The organism is Cyanobacteriota bacterium, assembly GCA_025054735.1.
Taxonomy (GTDB): domain Bacteria; phylum Cyanobacteriota; class Cyanobacteriia; order SKYG9; family SKYG9; genus SKYG9.
Window position 1 is genome coordinate 1 of the sequence record JANWZG010000286.1, and the last position, 5,280, is coordinate 5,280.

The 5,280-nt window shown below is 49.6% G+C and carries 5 protein-coding genes; 3 read left to right on the plus strand and 2 right to left on the minus strand.

Annotated elements, in window-relative coordinates; genetic code table 11:
- The coding region (locus NZ772_13205; protein MCS6814508.1) for a polysaccharide deacetylase family protein at positions 1–1,352 on the plus strand (1,352 nt) is incomplete at its 5' end.
- 195 nt (positions 1,353–1,547) lie between these two features.
- Positions 1,548–1,829 carry an HU family DNA-binding protein gene (locus NZ772_13210; protein ID MCS6814509.1) on the plus strand — a complete coding sequence of 94 codons (282 nt, stop codon included), beginning with the start codon at positions 1,548–1,550 and terminating at the stop codon, positions 1,827–1,829.
- A gap of 55 nt (positions 1,830–1,884) precedes the next feature.
- Here NZ772_13210 and ftsE read toward each other — a convergent pair whose 3' ends face one another.
- Entirely contained in the window at positions 1,885–2,685 is an 801-nt protein-coding gene (ftsE, locus tag NZ772_13215; GenBank protein ID MCS6814510.1) for a cell division ATP-binding protein FtsE, read from the minus strand.
- A 96-nt stretch (positions 2,686–2,781) separates the two neighbouring features.
- Positions 2,782–3,549: a WecB/TagA/CpsF family glycosyltransferase gene (locus tag NZ772_13220; protein MCS6814511.1), complete on the minus strand. Its 768-nt coding sequence runs from the start codon at positions 3,547–3,549 to the stop codon at positions 2,782–2,784.
- A gap of 348 nt (positions 3,550–3,897) precedes the next feature.
- On the opposite strand from NZ772_13220, the gene NZ772_13225 reads away from it, so the two are divergent.
- The gene (locus tag NZ772_13225; GenBank protein MCS6814512.1) at positions 3,898–5,199 is read left to right on the plus strand and encodes a recombinase family protein; all 1,302 of its coding nucleotides are present in this window, start codon (positions 3,898–3,900) and stop codon (positions 5,197–5,199) included.
- The last annotated feature ends 81 nt before the right edge of the window (positions 5,200–5,280 follow it).

Sequence of the window (5,280 nt, forward strand, 5' to 3'; positions counted from 1 at the left end):
CTGACCAGTTAATGATGCACCTGAAAACGGGGATGCCCCTGCCCCCCAAGCCTGTGTTGCTCACCTTTGACGATGGCTATGCCGGGCACTATCAATATGCTTATCCACTGTTGAAAAAGTACGGGTATCCAGCCGTATTTTCAATTTTCACGGATAAGGTGGATGGTAAGAAAGCTGGTCGCTCTACGGTTACATGGGCACAATTGAAAGAAATGGCAGCAGATCCATTGATTACAATTGCCTCCCACAGCGTTACCCATCCCCCTGACCTGACTCCGTTTCCCAATGACCAACTTACCTATGAGGTAGTAGAGTCCAAGCGTCGTCTAGAAGAGCAACTTGGGGTTTCTATCAAGTACTTTACCTACCCAGAGGGTAAGTATGACCAGCGAGTTGCTGATGCTGTGAAAGCAGCAGGCTATCATGCAGCATTTACCATGAGTGACACCGATGAAATCTTTGCTGGCCAGTCGGAAAACTTGTTAGCGATCGGGCGCTTTGGTCAGTCTCGCCTAGAAGAAATCTTGCCTCAAGCCTTTGGGGGCAATCCTCTGCCTAGAAAGAGCAGTGGCTTTGACTTTACTGCTCCGATCGAGCGTTCCCAGGCGACCATCAATAACATTCCCCTAGAGTTTATCCATGGTGGTAGGCCGATTACTATTCACGCGAAGAGCCGCTACCAAGTACCAGAGATTTTGCGTGGCACCCCGGCGATCGCAGCTGTGGATGGAGGTTTCTTCTCGTTAGAATATCTAGACTCCAACAAGATGATTGGCCCGGTGATGGGTCACAATACTGGCCGCTTCATTCCCGGTGAAAAGTGGGATCGAGAGAAGATTAAGGGCCGTCCCTTGGTGCTGATTAACCCTAGCCAAGTAAAGTTCATTCCCTTTGACCCCAAACTCCACAACACGCTAGAAGGTGTGCAAGCAGAACTTCCTGGAGTCACTGATGTATTTGTGGCCGCAGCACGATTAGTGAAGGATGGAGTGCCTCAGCCTGCCAAAACCTTTGGTGACCTGTTTGACTTTAATGAGCCTCGTCACCGCGCCTTCTGGGGCATTAACGAGGCAGGACAACCCAAGATTGGTGTGACCGTAGAACCTGTAGGCTCTGTGGAGTTAGGAGAGATTCTCGCTAAGGCTGGCTTCCGGGATGCAGTCATGTTGGATTCAGGCGCTAGCACCTCACTGGCTTATCAAGGTGAGTCGTTGGTAGGCTATGAACCTCGCCCTGTGCCCCATGTAGTTGCCCTAGTGCCCCCCGGAGTCAACTTGCCCAAGCCAGGTTGCCTCATGACGATCGCTGCCCGGCCACAGCAGCCACCAGAGATTTATCCGAAATCTTACTAGTGCATCTCAGTGCTGCCTATAAGGCGTTGGGGGCAAGCATCACATTGGTCTACAACTAGCGCTTGCGGTCAAGCTAGCTAGTAGCATTTCTATCTAGTTGGTCCCAACTAGTTAGAAGCGTGAGTTTGCAGTGCTGGTTTTTAGGATGTGAACTATAATTTGCCGCGTATATTACCCACTCTCGATGTGCAGACTATGAACAAGAGTGAGCTAGTCAATGCTGTAGCTGCTAAAGCCAGCGTCAGTAAGAAGGATGCAGATGCAGTAATCACAGCATTTGTTGATTCCATTATGGAAACAGTTTCTGCTGGAAACAGGGTTACCCTAGTTGGCTTCGGTACTTTTGAGACTAGAGATCGACAGGCTCGTGAGGGGCGTAACCCCCAAACTGGAGATAGGATGACGATTCTAGCGACTCGTGTTCCGGCTTTTTCTGCTGGCAAAGTCTTTAAGGAAAAAGTTGTACCTAAGACTTGAGGGTTACCTGACTGCAAGGGGAGAGGTATAGAAAATTATGTAGAATCCCCAACCCCTAAAGTGTGATGCGTTGAAGACGACCTTGATGCAGTTGCACGACTGAGCGATTGGATAACCGGACTAGGTGTTCGTCGTGGGTAGTCACAATCACCGTGATGCCGATCGCATTCAGCTTCGTTAAAATCTGAATCACTTGCCAAGAGTTGTCAGGGTCAAGGTTACCCGTTGGCTCATCAGCTAGCAGCAGCGGTGGAGTGGAAACAATAGCACGGGCAATGCTGACCCGTTGTTGCTCTCCGCCAGATAGTTGGTCGGGGAAACAGGTTGCTTTGTGTAGTAAGCCTACTGTTTTCAGAGTAGGTTGCAATCGGCGCTGAATCTCACGATGGTTAAACCCCTGGGCGCGCAGCACAAAGGCAATGTTTTCAGCAACTGTGCGATTGGGAATTAGCTTATAGTCTTGAAACACAACCCCAATTTGGCGGCGGAACAGTGCTAAGCGATCGCCCCTAAGCATAGCCACTTGTTGACCATCAACAATCACCTCACCATGGGTTGGCCGCTCTTCACCATGCAGTAACTTCAACAGGGTTGACTTACCACTTCCAGAAGGCCCTGTAATGAACAGAAAGTCCCCTCGCTTGACATCTAAATTCACATCACTGAGGGCAAGGGTGCCGTTGATGTAGGTTTTACTTACCCCCCGCAAACTGACCATCAACTGGGGTGGAGAGTCTGTAAGCGGCAAAACCGATTGTAGTTGCCTAGGAACCACGGTTCCCTGCACTTTGTAGGGAGTTATTTGCCGAGGGCGCTCAGTCGAGATGTCTCGCACCATAGAGTGACTTGCAACCAAAAGAGTTTTGCAAAATAGCCAGCAACTCAACATCTAGCCTTGCCATTGGCAAACAAAGTTGCCTAAGGGGCCAGCATAAGCGCAGACAATCACCTACTATACTCGCTCTTTGGTGGGTTGTCTCTGGGTCAGCCGATAAATTAGACTGCGAACTGCGAATTTTGGTAACGCCAACATTCGCCGCCATCGCCATGGCTCTTGATAGAGGCGATAGATCCATTCCAAGTGATTGTTGCGCAACCACAGCGGAGCACGGGACTTTTGGCCTGCCCAGATGTCAAAGCTGCCACCTACACCAATCCAGATGGAATTAGGACATAGATGACGGTTTTCGGCAATCCAAAATTCCTGACGGGGAACTCCCAGACCTACTAAGATAATCTGAGGTTGCAAGGTTTTGAGAGTCGCTTGCAGACGATCGCGATCGTTAGTATCTAGATAACCATGCTCTACGCCCACAATTTTAATACCCGGCAGCATCGACCGCCAGTGCTGGGCAGCCTTTTCGGCAACATCTGGTTTGCCCCCATAAAAAAACACCGACCATGGGCGATCAGCTTGAACTGAGGCTTTCAATAGGGCTTCAGCCAATTCAATGCCGGGACAACGATTAACTTGCTTGCCATACAGCCAGAAGTAAAACGTAATGCCAGAACCATCAGGTATTACCAGGTCGGCACAGTTTATCACACTGGCCAAATCAGGATTTTGCTGGGCTTGCATGGTCATCTCAGCGTTGAGTGTAACGACATGCATGCCTTCACCTCGTAGCAAACATGACGATACCCAACTCAAGTAATCATCGGAAAGATGAACAGGTAACCCAAGCACGGGGGCTTTTTGGGGGGGCATAGCAATACTCATAGGACTATTCTTCATCACCAGTTAACCAACCTCACAGGTCATTGCTCACTCTACATCACACAGCGTTCTCAGTATTTGACCAAGCTCTAGCTATGGAACAGGGCTACCGAATCCCAATCATGGCAACAGAGAACCGTATCAAGAGCAACCAAGAAGCACTAACTGCTACAATCGTCGCTTCACACATCACCCCAAGATGAATGTTAATCATTTACATTTAACTTTACTTTGGTTAGTACTGGCTTAACAATGCAGTCTTAGACTACCAGCTTAGGATTGAGAGGGACTAACGCAGCGATCGTCCGTACTCCTGCGCAATAATGTGAAGGGCAGAGTTTAGTGGCTGGGATGACTATCCTTGCTTACTTGTATCAGGATCCATTGTTATCTGTAGCAGCAGAGCCGCAGTGGCAGCAAGTGGTTGATCGAGTCTATCGTGATGTAGGCGATCGCACCCAGCGCCAGCAACTATTGCAAGACTGTCAGGCAGAATCGCCAGACTATGTATTGATTCAGCATCTGGCTGATTTAGGAGACTCAGTAGCTGATGTCGTGGCTTGTCTAGCCCAATTCGAGGCGCTCGGCACTGCTGTGATCACAGTGGACGCGGGGGCAACAACGCCAGCAACGCTAGAGTTACTGAAGTCTCTCCAAACTGAACAGCACCGCCGTCACATTCAGCGTGGTCATGCACGTAATCGGCTCAGGGCATTGCCCCCTCCAGGAGCAGCTCCCTACGGTTATCGACGTGGTAAGGATAGGTATGTGATCGATCGCAGTACAGCGCCGATTGTGAAAGACTTTTTTGAGCAGTTTTTACTCTATGGTTCGTTGCGTCGTGCAGTCCGGCATCTTGCCCGCAAATATGGCAAAACCATCTCTGTCTCTACAGGACGACGCTGGTTAACTAGCCCAGTCTATCGAGGTGATTTAGCCTACACAACAGGTCATGTGATTCTTAACACCCATACTCCTATTCTGGCTCGCGAAGAAGCAGCTCAGATTGATCGATTACTTCGTCGCAACCAGTCACTACCTCGGCGATCGGCTAGCGCCCCACGGTCACTGTCTGGTTTAGTTGTCTGCGATGCTTGCGGATCTGGAATGACCATTAGCCAAGTTAGCCGTCGTGGTGTTGGTCGCCGATCTACTGATAACCATGAGTCAGCCCATTATCTATATCTGCGTCCGATCGCCTGTAGGCAGCACCCTAAGTGCAAATCCATTCCCTACAATCAAGTTCTCCACCAGACGATTCAGCGCATCTGTCATGACTTACCTGCTGCTATTGCGGGCACTCCTCTACCCAATCTAGACCGCGTAAAGCAAGGTATTCAGCAGGCAATTATGCAGAAACAGCAAATCATAGCTCAGTTGCCTGACTTAACCCACACAGGTGTTTTGGACTCAGAGACTGCAGCACTGCGGACTTACAAATTGCAGGCAGAGATTGCTCAGTTACAAGGTCAGCTTGCTCAGTTGCCACCGGTTGATTTAGCTGCACTGATGCCCACAGTGTCATTGCCCCAGTTCTGGCTAGACCTATCTGAGTCAGAGCGACGGTTTTATTTTCGAGAGTTCATCCGTCAAATTCGGCTTGTTCGTAACGTAGGCAACACCTGGGAACTTCAGTTGGTGTTTATTTTCTAATGTTGGAGTACACATATCCGCAGTGTTGGATATTGAAGTACTGGCCTGAAATCAGGTTGCTCAAACTTCAGCAAGTCTAGG